Origin of the sequence: Streptantibioticus parmotrematis (genome assembly GCF_019890615.1) — a bacterium.
Lineage (GTDB): Bacteria > Actinomycetota > Actinomycetes > Streptomycetales > Streptomycetaceae > Streptantibioticus_D > Streptantibioticus_D parmotrematis.
Genome location: NZ_JAINVZ010000001.1, coordinates 280,720 through 299,010, shown reverse-complemented (window position 1 = coordinate 299,010; position 18,291 = coordinate 280,720). Strand labels below are relative to the sequence as shown.

Sequence of the window (18,291 nt, the reverse complement as noted above, 5' to 3'; positions counted from 1 at the left end):
CGGGCGTCCGTGGGACCTCAGGCGGGGGCGGGTTCCTCGTCGTCCAGTGGGCGCCATCGCTGGGGCAGCGGGTGGGCGGCCAGGTGGCGTGCGGCGCAGCGGATGCCGAACACGTAGGCCACCAGGCTCATCGCGGCCACCGCCACCGAGTCCCAGGGCGCGGGCAGCCAGCCCTGCCCGTCGAAGGTCCCGATGGCCGAGAAGACGCCGAGGGCCAGCAGGTATCCGACCAGCCACGCCCCGTTGACCAGGTCGGCCGGGTCCTGGTCGTGCCGGATCTGCTGGTACGCGTACAGCGCGACGGAGACCAGCAGCACCGGCAGGGCGATCCGCAGCTCGTGCCAGCCCGCCCAGTAGAAGATCAGGGTGGCGATGACGAAGCTGATCGGGGCGATGACCCGGGTCCCGCGCACCCAGTTGGCCATCCGCTCCGGGTCGGCGTGCCGCACCGACGCCTCGGCGACGACGGTCAGGGAGTAGGCGAACAGGCCCAGCACGCTGGTGGCGGCGACGATGGACTGCCAGTTGCCGAACGGCAGCAGGAAGGCGACGCCGACCAGGTAGTTGACCACGAGTGCCCGGCGCGGCACGCCCGAGCCGCGGTGCACGTGGGCGACCCACTCCGGCAGCAGCCGGTTCTTGCCGAGCGCGTACACCTCGCGGCTGGTCTCCGCGGTGAAGACCATCGCCGAGCCGCCCGGGGAGGCGATGGCGTCGCCGTAGAGCACCCAGGACAGCCAGGTCAGGTTGAGCGCGGTGGCCAGCTGGGCGAAGGGCGAGTCGAAGTCGATGCCGTGCCAGCCGTGCAGCAGGTCGCCCCCCGGCACGGCGCCGATGAACGCCAGTTGCAGACCGAGGTAGACCACCATCGACAGCACCAGTGCGGTGATGACGGCCCGCGGGATGTCCCGGCGCGGGTCACGGGCCTCGGCGGCCAGGTCGATGGGGCCCTGGAAGCCGGTGTAGGCGTAGATGATGCCCGCGGTCGCGATGGCCGAGAGCGGCGCCGCGTAGCCGTAGGGCGCGAAGCCCCCGTGGGAGCTGAGGTTGTGCGACTGGAATCCGGAGGCGAGCAGGGCGACCACGGTGATCGCCGGGACGGCGAACTTCGCGATCGTCACCGCCAGGTTGACGTGGGCGAACAACCGCACCCCGAACCAGTTGATGGCCACGAAGACGGCCATGAACGCGAGTCCGAGGATCACCCCCAGCGGGGTGAGGCGTCCGCCGGAGAACAGGCCGGGGACGTACTTGCTCATGTACTGGAGCATGGCCGCCGACTCGCTCGGCGGATTGGTCGCGTAGGCCACCCAGATGCCCCAGCCCACCAGGCTGGCGACCAGCCGTCCGGAGGTGTAGAGCGGCCACCGCACCAGGCCGCCCGCCTCCGGCATGGTGGCGCCCATTTCCACCATGACCAGGGCGATCAGTACGAGGGCCAGCCCGCCGACCACCCAGGTGATCATCGAGGCGGGCCCCGCGGTGGCCGCGGCGTGCATCGGGCTGAGAAGCCAGCCCGATCCGATGACGCCGCCGAACGCGACAGCCGTGAGGTGCCAGAACCCAAGATGACGACGAAGGTGCCGGTCCTCCGGCACCTCCCGCTCGTCCGCGGCTTCGATTGTCATCCCATCCCACTACCCCATTCGGCCACCGGACGCACCCGGACCTCCCTGTTGATGCACGCCATGGGCGACGTGGTTTACGCCGTCCGGAAGCGGTGAGGCGATTCGACGTCAACGCACAGCCCGCTCGAAGGAGGCGCGACACACATGAGTGCCGAGCAGAAGGCGAAGGCCAAGGCCGAGCAGATGAAGGGCGCCGCCAAGGAAGCCGCGGGCCGCACGGTCGGTAACGAGAAGCTGACCGTCGAGGGCGAGGCGGAGCGCGCCAAGGGCGATCTGCGTCAGGCGAAGGAGAAGGGCAAGGACGCCGCGAAGCGGTAGTCCTACGCAAAGGATCGACCCGGAGCGGTCGACATGGTGGTGGGGCCGGTGCTCGCGAGCACCGGCCCCACCACCATGTCCGCACCCGTACGCCCGCGCCAGCCCCGTTTCGGCCCTTCGTTTCGGTCCTTCGCGTCCGCCCCCCGAAGCCGACCGGGCGCCCGGAAGGAAAGGCCGCCCATAAAGCCTTGTTGCAGAATACTCAAAGATTCCTTATATATCCGATGACGCGTCAGATGTGACCCCCCTCTCCCCTTCCGGCCGACGACCAGCACGAACCCCGATTTTCGTCCACCCTTCAACGAATCCCGTTACCCGGTGGGCAAGTTGGCGCAAGCGCGTCCCGAATGATGAGATATCATTTCCGCTCGGACGCCGCGCTTCCCGTGGGCAGTCCCCGTGAGCCATCGCACCCAGTGCCAGGTTTCCTCCGCCGCATCGGAGTGAACGTCACCTTCCCGTCGCACCGCCGCCACCTTTGGGTTACCGGCGGTTCGCCGAGCACGCATTCGAGCAGGAATTGATGCCCGTTCAGTCATTCGCGGAGCTGATACGCTTCGCGCGCCGCAACTCACCCTTCTACCAGGAGCTTTACGCGCATCTCCCGGAGGACGTGGCGCACGTCACCGAACTCCCGGTGGTTCCCCAAGCCGAATTCTGGCGGGCGAACTCACCCCGCGACAACAGGCTGCTGACCGCGCCGCTCGACGAAGCGGTGGTGTTCAGGAGCGGCGGCACGACCGGATCACCGAAATTCTCCTACTACACCCGCACGGAATGGCGCGATTTCACCACGGCTTTCGGTTCCGGACTCGTCACGGCCGGGCTCAGGCCGGGCCACCGGGTCGCCGACCTGTTCTACGCGGGTGACCTCTACGCCAGTTTCAGCTTCATTCTGGATTCCCTGCACCGCTCCCCCGTCACGAATGTGCGACTTCCGATCGGCGGAGCCGCGCCTTTCGAGTCGACGGCCGGAACACTGGAGGAATTCGCGGTCCAGGTGGTCGCGGGAACACCCACCACGCTGTGCGCCCTGGCGGCGCGGCTGACCGCCGCCGGCCGCCCGATGCCCCACGTGGAGCTGCTGTTCTTCGGCGGCGAGTGCCTCTTCGGCGACCAACTCCCGCTGCTCCGGGCCGCGTTCCCCAACGCCGTCGCCCGCTCCCTGGGCTACGCGAGCGTGGACGCCGGCCTGCTGGGCGAGGCGGTGCCGGGGGACGATCCCCGGGTGCACAGGGCGTTCACGCCGCACACCGTCGTCGAGATCCTCCACGACGAGACGGACCGACCCGTCGAGGCGGAGGGGACAGCCGGGCGGCTGGTCGTCACCGACCTGCGCAGGCGCCTGATGCCGGTGCTGCGCTACCCGGCGGGCGACCGGGCCGAATGGGTCGACCGGGCGGCGGGCGTCTTCCGCATCCTCGGCCGCGCCGAGGAGGGCGTGCGGGTCGGACCGGTCTCGCTCCACACCCAGGACGTGCACGACATCGTCAAGGAAGCGGACCCCGCCGGCGCGGTGACCGCGCTCCAGCTGGTGGTGCGCCGCGTGGACGGCCGGGACGGGCTCGTGCTGCGTCTGGCGGCCCAGGAACCGGCGCGCATGGACGAGGAGTCGACCCTTCTCGTGATCAAGGCGGTGCTCGCCGGGCGCCCGCTGTACGACAGCGCGGCGGACGCCGGGCACGTCAACCCGCTCGCCGTCGAGTGGGTGCGCCACGAGGACCTCGCCGTCAACGCGCGCTCCGGCAAGCTGGTCCGCGTGGTCGACGAACGGCCGCACTCGTGACCGGCCCCGTCAGAAGGGCGCGCCGACTGCCCGTCGTGCTGCGCAACCGTTCCTTCGGGGCGGTGTGGGCCGCCCAGGTCCTCACCCAGGCGGCCGGCCGGATGTTCCAGGTGGGCGCGGTCTGGTGGCTGGTCGGCTTCGCGGGCGGCGCCCGGCGCGGCCTGGAGTCCGGCCTGTTCCTGACCGTCAGCACGCTGCCCGCCGTCGCCCTCGCCCCGCTCGTGGCCCGCGTCGTCGCACGCCACGCGCACCGCAGGGTGCTGTCGGCCTCGGCCGGTGTCGCGGGCGCCGTCGCCGCGGCCACCGCCGTCTGGGCGTACGCCGCGTCCTTGCCGATGGCCGCCGTCTACGCCGCCGCGCTGGCGCTGGCGAGCTGCCAGGCGGTGTTCGACCCGTGCCTGACGACGTCCGTGCCCGAGCTGGTCGAGGACGCCGACATCGAGGCGGCGACCGGCTTCGAGCTGTCCACCCAGTCCCTCGCCGGGCTCGCCGGCGGCCTGCTCGGTCCGCTGGTCGTCGACGCCTGGGGCCTGCCGGGCGTCGTCGCCGGATGCGCGGGGGCTTACCTGGCGGCCTCCGCCCTGGTCGCCTCGGCCCGCTTCGCGTACGGCCCGGCGACGGTCGTGGCGCGATCCGATGAGCCGGGCGACCCCGCCGAGGAAGCCGTTCCGGAGCGCCGGACCCTGCGCGCCGTGCTCGCCGGGCTTCCGTTCATCCGCAGCGTCCTGGTCTGCTTCGCCGCCGCCAACGTCTTCACGACCGCGATCTACGTCGTCATGCCGCTCTACACGCGTAGCGTCCTGCATTCCGGCGGCCCGACCGTCGCGTCGTTCGAGGCCGCGCTGGGCGTCGGCACGCTCGTCGGGTCGTTCACCGGCGGGCGGCTGCCCGGTCGCCCGACCGACGTGGGCGCGGCCTGCCTGGCGCTGACCGCGGCGGCCCTGGCGCTGCCGGGACTGGTCGCCGGGCACGCCACCGCGATCGGCTCGCTGGTGGTCGTGGGCTGGTGCGTGGGCGTGATCGGCGTGCGGTTCGTGGCACTCTTCCAGCGCCTGGTGCCCGCCGCCGACAAGCCCGGGTTCTTCGCCGTCATGCAGGCGCTGCTGGGCGCGACCTTCCCGCTCTCCTCACTGGTCTTCGGCGCGCTGGGCGACGATCTGTCGGCCCGGGTGCTGTGCCTGGTCCAGGGCGTCGGGCTGGCGCCGGTCGCCCTGACCCTGTGGTGGCTGCGCGCCCGCGACGGCCGAGAACCCGCCGCGCCCGCCCGTCCGGCCCGCGAAGCCCTCGTGGTGACGGGGGACGCGTCGTGACCGCCGTCCTGTCCCCCGCGGGCGTGCAGGACATCGCCGCGCTGCGCCAGCTGTACTTCGATGTCTACGGTCACGGCTACCCGGTGCCGCTCGGCAGCGATCCGGCGGTCATGCGGCGGCTGATCACCGACGGCCACGCCCACTGGCTGACCGCCCGCACCGCCGACACCGGTGAACCGGTCGCCTCCGCCGTGGTGCAGACCGAGCCGGGCAGCCGCATCGGCAAGCTGGTCGGCCTCGCCGTGCACCCCGGTCACCGCGAGGGCGGGCTCGCCTCCCGGCTCACGGCGGCCGTCTGCGCGGACGCGTTCGGCACCGGCCGCCTGGACTCGGTCTACGCCACCGTGCGCGTCGTCACCGAGGGCCCGCAGCACGTCGTCGTGCGCAACGGCTTCCGCCCGCTGGGCCTGATGCCCAACGCCGTCGAGGTCGAGGGCTGCGAGAGCCTCGCGCTGTTCGCCCGGTACGCCGACGGCGTGCTGGAGCGTCGCGCGGCGGTGGAGCGCGTACCGGAACGTCTCACCGCGCTGCTGGACGCGGTCGTCCTCGGCGTCGGCATCGACTACGCGGGCGTGGAGCCGGTCCCCACCCGCGACCGGGACCGGGTCGTGCCGGGCGCCGAGCCGATCGAACTGGTCGCGGCCCCCGCGTTCGTACGCCGCCGCTTCCTGGAGCGCTTCCCCGACGCGGGTGACCGCTTCTTCCCGCTGCACGCGCCGAACGCGGTGCTGGTCGCGCACGACGGCGGCTTCGAGGCGTACGCCGACCTCGACCCGGTGGCGGCCAGTTGCGCGCTGGTCGCGGTGCACCCGCGTCCGGCCGCGGTCAGTGGCGCGCTGGAGGCGCTGATGTCCGCGGTCACCCGGGCCGGCGCGGACTACGTCGAGACACTGCTTCCGCTGGCCGACACCGAGGCCCTCCAGGTCTTCCTCGCCTCGGGTTTCGTGCCCAGCGCGCTCTACCCGGCGATGCGCCGGATCGGCGACCGGTTCCACGACTACGTCGTGCTGTCCAGGACCAGCCGTCAGATCGACTTCCGCTCCGCGGCCGTCAGCCCCCTGCTCCGGCCGTACCTGGGGGCCTATCTGGCCGCCTGGGCGGCCACCTACCTGCCCCTTCACGAGGTGTCCCGATGAACCCCCATCTCGCCCCCGTCGCGGTCCCCGACCCGGCGGCGCTCGGCCGGGTCCAGCGGCTGTGCGACCTTCCGTCGCCGTACGAGACCGGTCCCGCGGTGGACGAGCTGTTCGCCGCGGCGATGACCGAGGCGCACGCCTGGCACGCCGGGCGTTCGGACTTCTTCCGCTCGCTGCTGGCCGGTCCCGCCGAGGAGCCCGTGCCGGGCCTGGGACCGCAGGTGCGCGCGCCGCTGGTGCACGCCAACTTCTTCAAGCGCCACGAGGTGCTCTCGATCCCGCGTGAGGAGGTGTTCCTGCACCTGACCTCCTCGGGGACGAGCGGCCAGAAGTCGCAGATGTTCTTCGACGAGTGGACCATCCGCGCGGCGCAGCGCATGGTCGCCCGCGTCTTCGACCACTACGGCTGGATCACCCCGGACCAGCCGGTCAACTACCTGCTCTACAGCTACGAACCCGCGCCGTCGCTGCGGCTCGGCACCTCGTTCACCGACAACTACCTGTGCGACTTCGCGCCCGCCCGGCACACCACGCACGCGCTGCGGCACACCGGCTCCGGCCACGAGTTCGACGTGCACGGCTGCGTCGCCGCGCTCCAGCGGTACGCCGAGCAGGACGTGCCGGTGCGCATCCTGGGCTTCCCCGCGTTCCTGCACTTCACCCTGGAGCGGATGCGGGCGATGGGCCTTGCGCCGCTGCGGCTGCCCGAAGGGTCGCTGGTGGTGCTGGGCGGCGGCTGGAAGGGCCACGCCGACCGGCGCATCGGCAAGGAGGAGTTCTACGCCGAGGTCACCGAACGCCTCGGCGTCCCCGGCGAGCGGATCCGCGACACCTTCGGCTCGGTCGAGCACTGCGTGCCGTACGTGGAGTGCGCCCACCACCGGCTGCACGTGCCGGTGTGGTCGCGGGCGGCGGTCCGCGACACCGCGACGCTGCGCCCGTTGCCGTACGGGGAGCCCGGCTTCCTCCACCTGATCAGCCCGTACATCACCTCCGTCCCGGCGCACAGCGTCGTGATGGGCGACCTGGCCTCGTCGCACCCGGGCGCCGAGTGCCCGTGTCCGCTGGAGACCGACTGGTTCACCGTGCACGGCCGGGCCGGGGTGAGCCGCAACCGCAGTTGTGCGGTGGCCGCCGCCGAACTTCTGAAGGGACTGTCGTGACCTCCACCCAACTCCACCTGTGGCAGGGCGAGTTCGTCGACGACGAGGAGGCCGGACGGCGGCTCGCCTCGCTGGCGGACCTCGCCGGGCGGGTGCTGGCCCGGCCGCTGCCCACCGATGTCGTGCTCGGCGCCTGCGAGACGATCGCCACGGCGCTCGCCGACCCGGCCGACCCGCTGCGCGCCCGGCTGGCGGCGCACCTGGCGGCCGACGACGCCGACGCGACGCTCGGCGAGCTGGCGGCGGCGCTGGCCCGCCCCGCGCTGGAACGCAAGCTCCGCCGTGAGCTGGGCGGCCCGCGCCCGGAGCGGCTGACCCGGCCGGACGCCCGGCAGACGGTCTACGAGGCGTGGGCGCCGGTCGGCCTGCTCACCCACGTCGCGCCCGGCAACGCCGCCGCGGTGGCCCCGCTCAGCGTGGTCGAGGGCCTGCTGGCCGGGAACGTCAACGTGCTCAAGACCAGCGGCTCCGACACCGCGCTCGCCCTCGACCTGCTGGCCGCGCTCGGCGCCGCCGACCCGTCCGGCCTGATCGCCGAGCGGGTGATCGCGCTGCGCTTCCCCTCGTCGCGCGAGGAGTGGCTGCGGGCGCTGTGCCAGCACGCCGACGCGGTGGCCGTGTGGGGTGGCGACGACGCGGTGGCCGCGATCAGCCGCCTGGCGCCGCCCGGCTGCCGGGTCGTCGAGTGGGGGCACCGGATCTCCTTCGCCTACCTGACCCGGGACGCGGCGGCCGACGACACGGTGCTGGACGCGCTGGCGCGGGACGTCTGCCGTTTCGAGCAGCAGGCGTGCTCCAGCCCGCAGATCGTCTACCTCGACACCGAGGAGGACGCGGAGGTGTTCGCGTTCGCCGACCGCTTCGCCGAGCGCTTGGCGAAGGTCTCCGACGCGCACCCCGCGCCGCCCGTCGGCACCGCCGAGCGCGCCGAGGTCACGACCACCGAGCTGGTGGCCCGGCTGGAGGGCCATCTGGGCCTGACGAAGGTGATCGCGGCCGAGGACGGCTCCTGGCGGGTGCTGGCCGACGTCCGGCCCGCCCCGGCCGCCTCGCCGCTGCACCGCAGTGTCCTGGTCAAGCCGCTGCCCCGGCACGCGCTCACCGGCACGCTGCGGCCGATGCGCCGCTACCTCCAGACGGCGGCGATCGGCGGCGGCCGGGCGGACGTGGCCGAGCTGAGCCGCGCGGTGTTCGCCGCGGGCGTCACCCGGGTGACGCCGGTCGGCGGGATGCTCGACGGCTACGCGGGCGAACCGCACGACGGCGTCTACGCGTTGCAGCGCTACAGCCGCCGGGTGGGCGTGCGCGTCGAGGACCCGGAATTCCGCGCGGTGGCCTGCCTGGACGACCTGGTGGCCCCGCCGGTGCTGCCCCCGGCGCCGGCCGGGCCGCTGCTGGGGAAGGCCGGTGTGCAGCGGGCGCTGGAGACGCTCGACACCGAGCACGCCCACCTGTACTTCCGCAGCGGCGGCACCACGGGGGCGCCCGCGCTGTCGGTCTTCACCTGCGACGACTACGACAACCAGATGCGGGCGGCGGCGCTCGGGCTGGTCGCCGCCGGGTTCGACCCGGCCCGCGACCGGGCCGCCAACCTGTTCTTCTGCGGCGGCATGTACGGCAGCTTCATCAGCTTCTTCTCCATCCTGGAGCGGCTGAACGCCACTCAGATCCCGATGGCCGCAGGGCCCGACCACGCCGTCGTGGCCGAGGCGCTGGTGGCGTACCGGGCGGACACCGTCTTCGGCATGCCCTCCTACCTGTGGCAGCTCTTCCACGCCGAGGGCGAGCGGCTGCGGGCGTACGGCGGCGTGCGCAAGGTGTTCTACGGCGGTGAGCACTTCACCGCCGAGCAGCGCCGGGTGCTCACCGAGGAGTTCGGCGTCGAGGTGATCCGCTCGGCCGCCTACGGCAGCACCGACCTGGGCCCGCTGGGCTACCAGTGCGAGGCGGCCGAGGGCTCCGTCCACCATGTGCTGACCGACCTGCACACGCTGGAGGTCCTCGACCGGCACGAGGACCGGCCGGTGCCGCCGGGCGAGCCGGGACGGCTGGTGTTCACCTCGCGGGCGCGCTCGGGCCAGCGTCTGGAGCGGTACGAGATCGGCGACCTGGGCCGTGAGGTCGCGGGCCGGTGCCCGTGCGGCAGCCGCACGCCACGTCTGGAACTGCTCGGGCGCTACGGCGACGTGGTACGCGTCGGCAGCTACTTCTTCAACTACCGGCGGTTCGTGAAGGCGGCGCAGGAGCGGCTCGGCTACCACGGCGAGGTGCAGCTGCTGCTGGACGCGGACGGCGGCAGTGAGCGCCTGACGGTGCGTCTCGACGAGCGGTACGCGGCGGACGCGTCCGCCGCGCGCGAGGCGTTCACCGGCGACATGGAGGAGCTGGCGGCGGCCGAGGCGGAAGGGCTGCTGGCGTTCGAGGTGGTGACGGCGGGCGTCGACGCGTTCGAGCGCACCGCGACCAGCGGCAAGCTGCGCGCGGTCGTCGACCGGCGCTGACCGCGGCACGGTGTTCCGTACGACGGGTATCACCTGGTCGGTACGGGGTACCCATGGCCGGTGTGCGGCGGATGGCCGTCCGCGCACCGGCCCACCGACCGAGGAGCGCGCATGACCGGTGAACCCACGCCCCGGCGTACCGCAGACGAGCGGCGGCCCAAGCTCCGGGAGCGCTGGCGCGAGGTGCTGGACGAGCACGCCACGCCCACGCAGCGTTCGCTGATGGCGACGTGGCTGGGCTTCGGCTGCACCTTCGGCGCCGCGCGGCTGATCACCCACGGCATCAGGGGCAACTGGCTGCCGTGGGGCAACGTCTCCGCCGGGGGCACCCATCTGCACCACTACAACTTCGGCATCGCCACGCTGGCGGGCGTCGGCCTGGTGGCCGTGCGCGGCGACGACGCGTACGTGGGCCACCCGGGGGTCGGGGCGGCGTACGGCGCGGGCGCGGCGCTGATCGCGGACGAGTTCGCGCTGCTGCTCGACCTGAAGGACGTGTACTGGGCCAAGCAGGGCCGCATCAGCGTGGACGTCTCGCTCGGCATCCTGAGCGCGCTCGGGGTGTACCTGACGGCGGTGCCGTTCTGGCACGAGATCACCCGGACGACCCGGGACCACGTCAGGGAGCAGCGCGCCCACTGACCGCGTTCTCCCGGCGCGGGCGCAGCGCTCCGAAGACCGCCCAGGCCACCGACACCACCGGCACGGCGACCACGGCGCCGATGACACCGCCGATCACGGTGCCCGCGATGACCGAGATCGCGATGACCACCGGGTGCAGCCGCACCGACCAGCCCATCACCAGCGGCTGCAGGACGTGGCCCTCCACCTCGCCGATCACCACGATCAGCACCAGCACCAGGGCCGCCGTCGTCACGCCCCGCCCGGCCAGCGCCACGACCGTCGCCACCGCGAGCGCGACGGGCGAGCCGACCAGGGGCACGAACGCGGCGAAGAACTCCAGCAGCGTCAACGGCAGCGCGAGCGGCACCCGCAGCAGGAACAGCGCGACGCCGACCAGGGTCGCGTTGGTCGCGGAGACGATCAGGATGCCCCGGGTGTACCCGGCGAAGGTGCGCCAGGCGGCCCGGCCGGCACGGTCCCAGCCACCTTGTGAGCGCACCGGGAGCTGCCGCAGGAACCACGGCCACATGCGGTCGCCCGAGTGGATGAAGAAGGCGGCGCAGAAGACGGCGAGGGCGGCGGCGGTCACCACGTCCACCACCCGCCCGGCGCCGCTGAGCGCGCTGGAGAGCAGGCCGGAGCGGTGGGCCTGGAGGTAGGCGACGCCCTTGTCGCGCAGGGAGGTGAGGGTGTTCCGGGCGACGTGGAACGGGGCGCCCTCCAGCCAGCGTTCGATGCGGTCGGCGCCGCCCCTGAACTCGTCGCCGAGCTGCCCCGACTGGGCGGCCACCGTGTATCCGACGAGCGAGAACAGCGACAGCAGGAGCAGCAGGCTGAGCAGGAACGCGGCGGTCACCGCGAGCGGTTTGGGCAGCCACCGGGCGATCAGGTCGGTCAGCGGGCGCAGCAGCGCGGTCAGGATCAGCGCGAGGAAGAGCGCGATGGCGACCAGCTGGAAGCGGGCCAGGACGGTGAACGCCTCGTAGACCACGACGCCGAGGGCGAGCAGCCGCCAGGCGTATCCCGCGGCGCGCCGCAGCCCGCGCGGCACTCCCGCGGCCCGTGCGGCGGTGTCCGGGTTGGGGGGTCCGATCGGGTGAACGCGGCGCGGGCGGGGACGCGGACCCACGCGGCCCGGTACGGACTGCCGACGGCGGCCCGCGGCACCGCGGCGCCTGCGTGGCGAGGGTGTATCGCCGTCCATCGTCGGTCCTCCCCTCCGCCGCTCCCGCTCCTCAGCCGAACAGGCCGATGCCGTAAGCCACCTGGCGCTCGCTGCCGTCCGACGGGTGGTTCAGCACGCTCACCCGGTCGTCGCCGGGCTCGCGGGCGACGAGGGTCGCCGAACCGCCGCCGTCCACGTTGACCGCGTCGACCGCGCCGAGGTCGGACATGATCTCGGCGAGCTGGCGCAGCGTCACCCCGCAGGAGTCGCCGCCGTCGAGCGCCATCAGGTACAGCCGGTGACCACCGGGCCCGTAGCCCGCGGAGGCGCGCAGCGCGTCGTCCTGCTCGTCGAGGCCGTCGAGCGCCTGTCCGTGCCGCAGCACCGGGAAGCCGCCGACCGCGAAGCGCAGCGGAGGGAAGAGCGCCTCCTGGGCCTGACGGCGCAGGTCGGCCGCCACCTCGTCGTTGAGGCCGCGCAGCGTGTCGCTCAACGGGGTGGGGGACGCCGCCCGCACCGCGGTCCGGGTCTCGTAGCTCACGGGAACGAGGTCGTCGGGGGCGGGCGGTTGTTCGTCGGCCTCGCTCAGCGCGTCCGTGACCCGGACCCGGTCGCCGGGCCGCAGCCCGGCCAGGGCGCGCGCCCCGGCTTCCCGGCCGACCAGCACGAGCGTCCCCGGCGCGACGGGTCCGCCGCCCGGCGTCGTCCGTACGGCGGTGACCCGTCCGCCGCGCACGGTCACCTCGCGGGTGGCCGTGCTGCACGACGCGGCGCGGCGGTGGTCGGAGCCGCACACCGCGCGCAGCCGTGAGGCGCTGCCCCACTGCGGGGTGTAGACGCCGACGCCGTTCTCCGGCAGGGCGTACTGGTTGAGGCCCGCCACCGGCACGCTGCCGTGCGGGGTGCCGACGCGACCGGTCACGGTGAGGCGGTCGATGCGGGCGACGCCGTAGCGGTCGACGCCGAGCACGTCGTCCACGGAGGTGCCGGGCGGCAGCGCGGGGCCGAAGCGCTGCCTGCGCGGTACGGCCGCCTTCAGCCCGACGCCCGCGGAGATCGCGGGGCCGACCGCGGAGTCGGTGGCGGCCACGCCCGGGTGCTGGCTCTCGTCCACGTCGAAGAAGTCGCCGTTGATCCCGGCGACCGCGCCGCGTCCGTCGGCCATGGAGGAGACGGTGAGCGGTTCGCCGGGGCGGCGGGAGCGCAGCAGGTCGGCGGAGACCGCGCGGTCGGTCAGGTCGGCGACGAGCAGGTGGCCGTGGACGTCGCCCTGCACGGCGTGCACGGTGAACTCGCGGTAGCGCACGCCGGGCGCCACCTGGAAGCCGTCGGTGTACCGCAGTGAATCGTCGTCGATGGCCCGGGCGGTGCCGCCGGCGGCCAGCAGCAGGCCGGTGGCGAGCACCAGCGCCGTCCGGGCGCGGCAACGGTATCGGTACGCACGTCGTGCCACGTTCACCCCAGGCGCTACCGGGAGGGACGGCCGCCGTTTTCGGGCCTGAAGGTGTTTATCCACATGTCGACCGGCCCGACACCCGCCAATCAGGCGATTCGGCCGCCGTCACGAGCCGCGGCGGCGCCGGTCTGCGCCGACCGGGGGAATGCGCGGGGTGGCGGTGCCGGGAGCCAGGCGGTCGACCACCTCGGCGAGTTCCTGGCACGCCTCTTCGATGCGGCGGCGCACCGCGTTCTGCTCGGTGACGATGGCCGACAGCAGCAGGCCGGTGAGCGCCGCGGAGCCGTTGAGGGCCTGGAGGTTGACCATGGTCGCGGCCAGGCCGTGGTGGTCGAAGGGGCCGGTGTGGTCGGTGGCGGCGACGATCGCGGCCACCGACAGCAGCAGCGTGCAGGGGGCCGCGCCGGGCAGCTGGAAGCGCAGGGCCGCCCAGATCAGCACCGGGAAGGGCAGGAAGAGCAGCGCCAGCGAGCTGTGGGTGGCGACCAGGATCACCACGACGGCGCACACGGCGAGCGCGGCGGCCTCGGCCCAGCGGCTCACCGGCACCTCACGGGGCATCCGTGCCCTGGCGAGGACCAGCAGCACCGGTGCGACCACCAGCACCCCCATGGCGTCCCCGGCCCACCAGGCCGACCACGCGGCCCCGTAGCCGCTGCTCGGCAGGGCGCCGTTGAGCAGCAGCGACACGGTGCCCAGGGTGGCGCTGACGGTCATGGGCGCGAGCGCGCCGAGGAAGACGAGCGCGACGCCGTCCCACAGCCGGTCCAGTTCGGTGCGGAACCCCACCCAGCGCAGCAGCAGGTAGGCGCAGACCGGGGCCAGGGTGTTGCCGACGATGACGCCGACGTCGGCCAGGTCCAGCGGGGAGAGCGAGGCGGTGACCGCCAGCGTGCCCAGCGCCACGCCGGGCCAGACGGCCGGGCCCAGGAAGAGCAGGCTGACGACCGCGATCCCGGTGGGCGGCCACAGCGGGGTGACCCGGGTCCCGTCCAGGACCACCTGGCGCAGCAGACCGAGCCGTCCGGCCCCGTAGTAGACGGCCGCGACGGCGAGCACCCGCGCGAGCGCGACCGCGCCGCGCCGGATCTCAGGTCTGCCCACCCCCTCAGCATCGGGCACCGGGACGGGACCGGCATCGCCGGTGAGGCGCCGGGGCGGCCCTCGCGTGGGGGATGCGCCGGGGTGGCTCTGGCGTGCGGGCGCCCGCCGGCAGCCGGCCGTCCCGTCAGCCGCCCGTCCGCAGCCGCCGGGTTCCGTCCGCCGGTCCGCCGTGCCGCAGGACGAGGACGGCCGCGTCGTCGGCGTGCCCGGTGTGCGTGGAGACCCCGAGGACCCGGGCGGCCAGCCGCTCCGGCGGATCGGCGGCTCCGGAGACCGCCACTCGGGCCACTTCGCGCAGTCCGTCGTCCAGGGCGAACGAGGGGCCCTCGACCACGCCGTCCGTGACGAGGACGACCGCTCCCGTGCCCGACAACCGTTGCCGGGCCACCGGGTAGTGCTGTCCCGGCAGGATGCCGAGCGGGATGCCGCAGTCGCCGTCGTCGACCAGGCAGCCGCCGCCCGCGGTGGCGAAGACGGTGGGGATGTGACCGGCCCGGGTGCTGGCCAGTACCCGGGTGCCGGGGTCGTAGCGCAGGAAGGTGCAGGTGGCGAAGAGGTCGGTGTCCATGGAGAACAGCAGGTCGTTGAGGCGGCTGAGCACTTCTCCCGGGTCGGCGACGGCTCCGGCGAGCGCCCGCAGCGCGATGCGCACCTGGCCCATGAACGCGGCGGCCTCCACGTCGTGCCCCTGGGCGTCGCCGATGGAGAAGCCCAGCGTCCCGTCCGGCAGCCGGAAGCCGTCGTACCAGTCGCCGCCGATGTCCAGGCCGTCGCGGGCGGGCTGGTATCCGGCGGCGGTGCGCAGTCCCGGCAGGGCAGGCAGGGCGCTCGGCAGCATCTCGCGTTGCAGCGCCTCGGCCAGTTCGACCCGGGCACGGTGCATCTCCGCGCGGTCGCGCGCCTGGGCGGTGAGCCGCCCGAGCTTGGCCAGCAGGTCGTCTGCGCTCGCCGACCGCGTGGGACGACGCCATGTCATGGACCGCTCCGCACTGGATCAGGGTCTCCGCCGCACGGAGGCACCCGTACGGCGTCCGCCCTTCGTGGTCTCCCGTCCGGCCCCGGCACGCGGGCCGTGACGGACCCGGGCCTTCGGGGATGCCTCGGCGACCATGCTATTTCGCCCCGGCCGGGCCCGCCGCCCCACGGGCGCCCGGGCTCCCGGCCACCGTGCGTGCGGGGCGCCACGCTACGGTGACCGGGTGAGCGATGCCGAGCGGACCGCCGCTGTGGACGTCTTCGAGTCGCACCGGCGCTATCTGGGGTCGGTGGCGTACCGGCTGATGGGCTCGGTCAGCGACGCCGAGGACGTCCTCCAGGAGGCGTGGCTGCGCTGGCAGGGCGCCGACCGGTCGGCGGTGTCGGACGCCCGCGCCTTCCTGACCACCGTGGTGACCCGACTGTGCTACGACGCGCTGGGCTCGGCGCGCAGCCGTCGCGAGGCGTACTACGGCGAGTGGCTGCCGGAGCCGCTGGTGGACGACGCGGACTCGCCCGCCGCCCGCGCGGAGACCGGTGAGTCGGTGTCGCTGGCGATGCTGGCGGTCATGGAGCAGCTCACCCCCGCCGAGCGGGTGGCGTTCGTGCTGCACGACCTGTTCGCGGTGGGCTTCGACGAGGTCGGCGTGGCCCTGGAGCGGTCCCCGCAGGCGGCCCGGCAGCTCGCCTCGCGGGCCCGGCGCCGGGTACGTGACGGCGGCCACCGCGGTGAACCGCTCGACCCGGCCGAGCACCGGCAGGTGGTGAGCGCCTTCGCGGCCGCCGCCTCGCGGGGCGATCTGGGCGGGCTGCTCGCGGTGCTCGACCCGGACGTGGTCTGGCACTCCGACGGTGGTGGCGTGGTCAGCGCGGGCGTCCGCCCGGTCCTGGGCGCCGACCGGGTCGCCCGTCTGGTGGCCGGACTGCTGGCCAGGGAACTGCGCGGCACGGCCCCCGGCACCATGGGCTTCGGCCTGGTCAACGGCGAGCCGGGCCTGATCTGGTACCCCTCCCCCGGCGTGGTCGGCGGCGTGGTGGGGTTCACGGTCGTCGGCGGCCGGATCACCGAGGCGTACGCGGTCGTCAACCCGGAGAAGCTCCGCCACCTGGTGTGACGCGGCTCACTGTCACATCCCGGCGGGCCGTCCCGTCCCCCTTCCGACAGTGCGGCGCGAGCCGGGACATCAGGAGGGCGACATGACCGGAACACGGATCGTGGTGCTGGGCGCGGGCTACGCGGGGATCGCCGCGGCCACCCGTGCGGGCAGGGGCAGGGACGTCACGCTGATCGCGCCGGAGTCGCGATTCCTGCACCGGGTGCGCGGGCACGAGACGGCGGCGGGCCTCCGCGAGCACCGCCCCGCCCTGGCGGAACTGCTGCGGGGACGGAGCGTGACGCACCTTCAGGCCGCCGTGACCAGGCTGGACCTGACGGCGGGCAAGGTCTTCACCGACACCGGGGACGCGGTCGCGTACGACACCCTGGTGTACGCGCTGGGCAGCCGCACCGCGTGGCAGGACGTGCCGGGCGCGCGGGAACACGCGCTGGACGTGGCGCGGGCCGAGGAGGTGCGCCGCAGGATCGCCGCGGCCCCGGCGCACGGCACGGTGGCGGTCGTGGGCGGCGGCCCGACCGGTAGCGAGCTGGCGGCCGAGCTGGCCGAGGCGCATCCGGACCTGCGGGTGGAGCTGCTGGCGAGCGGTGAGGTCGGCGGCTGGCTCTCGGACCCGGGGCGGCGGCACGTGCTGCGGGCGCTGGACCGCCTGGGGGTGCGGCGTCACGAGCACACCCGGGTCACCGCGGTCGGTCCGGCGGGACTTGAGACCGAGGCCGGGCCGCTGGCCGCCGATGTCGTGGTGTGGGCCGCCTCCATGACGCCCCATCCGCTGGCGGCCGAGTCGGGTCTGACGGTGACCGGACAGGGCCAGGTGGTGGTCGACGAGTACCTGCGTTCGGTCTCGCATCCCGAGGTCCACGCGATCGGTGACGCCGCGTCGGTGACCGTGCCGGGGGTGGGCACGTTGCGGATGGGCTGCGCGACCGCGCTGCCGATGGGCCAGTACATGGGCAAGCGGCTGCTGCACGGCGACTCGGGGCCGTTCTCCTACCGGTACGTGGCGCAGTGCCTGAGCCTGGGGCGGCATGACGGTCTGTTGCAGATCGTGGGCCCGGACGACTCCATGCGGCCGCGGGTGTTCACGGGCACGGCCGGGCGGCTGGCCAAGGCGGGGATCGTCATGGGCGTGCGGGCGAGCCTGCGCTGATCCCGCGCCGGGAGCGGTGGCCGACGGGCAAGCCGGAGGGGGCTGAAGGAGGGCCGGGGAACGGCCGGGGACGGTGGAAGGGGGTCTGAGGGGGCGTCGGGCCGGGGTGCAGAGGGCTTACGGGACAAGGGAATTGAGGGCCCGTCCGGTGCCGGCGGGAGCCAACCCGGTGAATGTGAGCCGATCACCGCCCCCTTCGGCCTAGCCCCGCTTTTTGTCTGATTATGCGACATTTATGTTCCTGTTACGGGCAGCGCGCCGTCCCCTTGCGGGGTCGATCTCCCCGCCGTCGCGCCGTCCGCACAGGAGGTAGAAACCATGCGCGGTATGCGCAACACCCTCGCCGTCGCCTCGATCGCGACCACGGCCCTGTTCATGGCCCTGCCCACCGCTTCCGCCGCCTCGCTGTCCGGCGACTCGGCGCGCACCGGCGCGGTCACCTGGGACTGTGGCCACGACGGCGGCTGGGACCAGGGTCAGTCGGAGGACTCGGGCATGGACCAGGGCGGCATGGACCAGGGTCAGGGCGGCATGGACCACGGCCAGGGCGACCACTCCGGCGACAACAACTGGAAGCACGGCGGCGACGACTGCCACAAGCACCACCACGGCCACCACCGTCCCCACGGTGGTCCGCACACCGGCCTGGGCGGTTCCGTGGTGAACGGCAGCACCGTCGAGACCGCGGCGGGCGCTGGCCTGATCGCCGCCGCCGCCGGTGGCGTGCTGCTGGCGAGCCGTCGTCGCCGGACGAACGTCTGAACCGACGAACGTCCGAACCACGGACGGCGAACCGTGACCTGACGACCTGACGGTCGTTGACCTTGGTACCGGTTCGGAACAACCGCAAGGGCACCGGA

At 73.7% G+C, this 18,291-nt stretch carries 15 protein-coding genes; 10 read left to right on the top strand and 5 right to left on the bottom strand.

The window, feature by feature from the left end; genetic code table 11:
• Window positions 1–17: 17 nt before the first annotated feature.
• A complete protein-coding gene (locus K7472_RS01375) occupies window positions 18–1,628 on the bottom strand; it encodes an APC family permease (RefSeq protein ID WP_222973118.1) in 1,611 nt (536 codons plus the stop codon).
• Between the two features lie 144 nt (window positions 1,629–1,772).
• Between K7472_RS01375 and K7472_RS01370 the strand changes: the two genes are divergently transcribed.
• The 7 genes from K7472_RS01370 (at window position 1,773) to K7472_RS01340 (ending at window position 10,484) form a co-directional block, all read left to right on the top strand.
• The gene (locus tag K7472_RS01370; RefSeq protein ID WP_222973117.1) at window positions 1,773–1,946 is read left to right on the top strand and encodes a CsbD family protein; all 174 of its coding nucleotides are present in this window, start codon (window positions 1,773–1,775) and stop codon (window positions 1,944–1,946) included.
• 523 nt (window positions 1,947–2,469) lie between these two features.
• Window positions 2,470–3,732, top strand: a complete 1,263-nt coding sequence (locus K7472_RS01365) for a phenylacetate--CoA ligase family protein (RefSeq protein WP_222973116.1) — start codon at window positions 2,470–2,472, stop codon at window positions 3,730–3,732.
• 35 nt (window positions 3,733–3,767) lie between these two features.
• Window positions 3,768–5,042 (top strand): MFS transporter, encoded by a 1,275-nt coding sequence (locus tag K7472_RS01360; protein WP_308013715.1) that lies wholly within the window; start codon window positions 3,768–3,770, stop codon window positions 5,040–5,042.
• Window positions 5,039–6,178 (top strand): GNAT family N-acetyltransferase, encoded by a 1,140-nt coding sequence (locus tag K7472_RS01355; protein WP_222973113.1) that lies wholly within the window; start codon window positions 5,039–5,041, stop codon window positions 6,176–6,178. Before K7472_RS01360 ends, K7472_RS01355 begins: the two co-directional genes overlap by 4 nt.
• Window positions 6,175–7,341 (top strand): LuxE/PaaK family acyltransferase, encoded by a 1,167-nt coding sequence (locus tag K7472_RS01350; protein WP_222973111.1) that lies wholly within the window; start codon window positions 6,175–6,177, stop codon window positions 7,339–7,341. The genes K7472_RS01355 and K7472_RS01350 overlap by 4 nt, the downstream gene beginning before the upstream one ends.
• Window positions 7,338–9,842 carry an acyl-CoA reductase gene (locus K7472_RS01345; protein ID WP_222973109.1) on the top strand — a complete coding sequence of 835 codons (2,505 nt, stop codon included), beginning with the start codon at window positions 7,338–7,340 and terminating at the stop codon, window positions 9,840–9,842. Before K7472_RS01350 ends, K7472_RS01345 begins: the two co-directional genes overlap by 4 nt.
• Window positions 9,843–9,953: 111 nt before the next feature.
• Entirely contained in the window at window positions 9,954–10,484 is a 531-nt protein-coding gene (locus K7472_RS01340; protein WP_222973107.1) for a hypothetical protein, read from the top strand.
• Here the strand turns inward: K7472_RS01340 and K7472_RS01335 are convergent.
• From K7472_RS01335 to K7472_RS01320, 4 genes are all read right to left on the bottom strand, one after another.
• On the bottom strand, window positions 10,462–11,517 hold the full coding sequence (locus K7472_RS01335) for an AI-2E family transporter (protein WP_308013714.1): 1,056 nt from the start codon (window positions 11,515–11,517) through the stop codon (window positions 10,462–10,464). The two genes, K7472_RS01340 and K7472_RS01335, sit on opposite strands and share 23 nt — an antisense overlap.
• A 184-nt stretch (window positions 11,518–11,701) precedes the next feature.
• Window positions 11,702–13,084, bottom strand: a complete 1,383-nt coding sequence (locus tag K7472_RS32375; RefSeq protein ID WP_308013713.1) for a phosphodiester glycosidase family protein — start codon at window positions 13,082–13,084, stop codon at window positions 11,702–11,704.
• Window positions 13,085–13,192: 108 nt separating this feature from the next.
• Window positions 13,193–14,191, bottom strand: a complete 999-nt coding sequence (locus K7472_RS01325; RefSeq protein ID WP_222973104.1) for an MASE1 domain-containing protein — start codon at window positions 14,189–14,191, stop codon at window positions 13,193–13,195.
• A 124-nt stretch (window positions 14,192–14,315) separates the two neighbouring features.
• On the bottom strand, window positions 14,316–15,167 hold the full coding sequence (locus K7472_RS01320; RefSeq protein WP_222973103.1) for a PP2C family protein-serine/threonine phosphatase: 852 nt from the start codon (window positions 15,165–15,167) through the stop codon (window positions 14,316–14,318).
• 223 nt (window positions 15,168–15,390) lie between these two features.
• Between K7472_RS01320 and sigJ the strand changes: the two genes are divergently transcribed.
• The 3 genes from sigJ (at window position 15,391) to K7472_RS01305 (ending at window position 18,193) form a co-directional block, all read left to right on the top strand.
• Window positions 15,391–16,281, top strand: a complete 891-nt coding sequence (gene sigJ, locus K7472_RS01315; RefSeq protein ID WP_308013712.1) for an RNA polymerase sigma factor SigJ — start codon at window positions 15,391–15,393, stop codon at window positions 16,279–16,281.
• Window positions 16,282–16,363: 82 nt separating this feature from the next.
• Window positions 16,364–17,431, top strand: coding sequence for an NAD(P)/FAD-dependent oxidoreductase (locus tag K7472_RS01310; protein WP_222973100.1), 1,068 nt, complete (start codon window positions 16,364–16,366; stop codon window positions 17,429–17,431).
• A 318-nt stretch (window positions 17,432–17,749) separates the two neighbouring features.
• On the top strand, window positions 17,750–18,193 hold the full coding sequence (locus K7472_RS01305) for a hypothetical protein (protein WP_222973098.1): 444 nt from the start codon (window positions 17,750–17,752) through the stop codon (window positions 18,191–18,193).
• Window positions 18,194–18,291 lie beyond the last annotated feature (98 nt).

Excerpts from the sequence above, each read along its gene's own strand:
- K7472_RS01375 (WP_222973118.1), bottom strand. The coding sequence starts at position 1,628 with ATGACAATCGAAGCCGCGGACGAGCGGGAGGTGCCGGAGGACCGGCAC.
- K7472_RS01365 (WP_222973116.1), top strand. The coding sequence starts at position 2,470 with ATGCCCGTTCAGTCATTCGCGGAGCTGATACGCTTCGCGCGCCGCAAC.
- K7472_RS01350 (WP_222973111.1), top strand. The coding sequence starts at position 6,175 with ATGAACCCCCATCTCGCCCCCGTCGCGGTCCCCGACCCGGCGGCGCTC.
- K7472_RS01320 (WP_222973103.1), bottom strand. The coding sequence starts at position 15,167 with ATGACATGGCGTCGTCCCACGCGGTCGGCGAGCGCAGACGACCTGCTG.
- K7472_RS01370 (WP_222973117.1), top strand. The coding sequence starts at position 1,773 with ATGAGTGCCGAGCAGAAGGCGAAGGCCAAGGCCGAGCAGATGAAGGGC.
- K7472_RS01310 (WP_222973100.1), top strand. The coding sequence starts at position 16,364 with ATGACCGGAACACGGATCGTGGTGCTGGGCGCGGGCTACGCGGGGATC.
- K7472_RS01305 (WP_222973098.1), top strand. The coding sequence starts at position 17,750 with ATGCGCGGTATGCGCAACACCCTCGCCGTCGCCTCGATCGCGACCACG.
- K7472_RS01340 (WP_222973107.1), top strand. The coding sequence starts at position 9,954 with ATGACCGGTGAACCCACGCCCCGGCGTACCGCAGACGAGCGGCGGCCC.